Origin of the sequence: Micromonospora sp. URMC 106 (assembly GCF_051386395.1) — a bacterium.
In the GTDB taxonomy this organism is placed as follows: domain Bacteria; phylum Actinomycetota; class Actinomycetes; order Mycobacteriales; family Micromonosporaceae; genus Micromonospora.
This window is the reverse complement of the sequence record NZ_JBPQTP010000297.1, coordinates 1-227: the sequence shown is the minus strand read 5'-3', so window position 1 is coordinate 227 and position 227 is coordinate 1. Positions and strand designations below refer to the sequence as shown.

Here is a 227-nt window from a genome sequence, read left to right as displayed (position 1 = left end):
CGCGGCGAGATCCCGAAGAACCCGGGGTCGAACTCCGCCGCCCCGTACAGGAAACCACCGTGCCGCGTGTACGACGTGCCGGAGTGCTCCGGGTCCGGGTCGAACAACGACTCCAGGTCCCAACCCCGGTCCGCGGGGAACTCCGAGATCCCGTCGCCACCGGCGGCCAGCAACTCCCACAACTGGTCGGGAGACTCCACCCCGCCCGGGTAGCGGCAGGCCATGCC

General features: G+C 70.9%; 1 protein-coding gene. It reads right to left on the bottom strand.

The features are described 5' to 3' along the window. On the bottom strand, nt 1-200 hold a 200-nt coding region (locus ACSNOB_RS32170; RefSeq protein WP_436691232.1), incomplete at its 3' end, for a beta-ketoacyl synthase N-terminal-like domain-containing protein. Nucleotides 201-227: the final 27 nt, after the last annotated feature.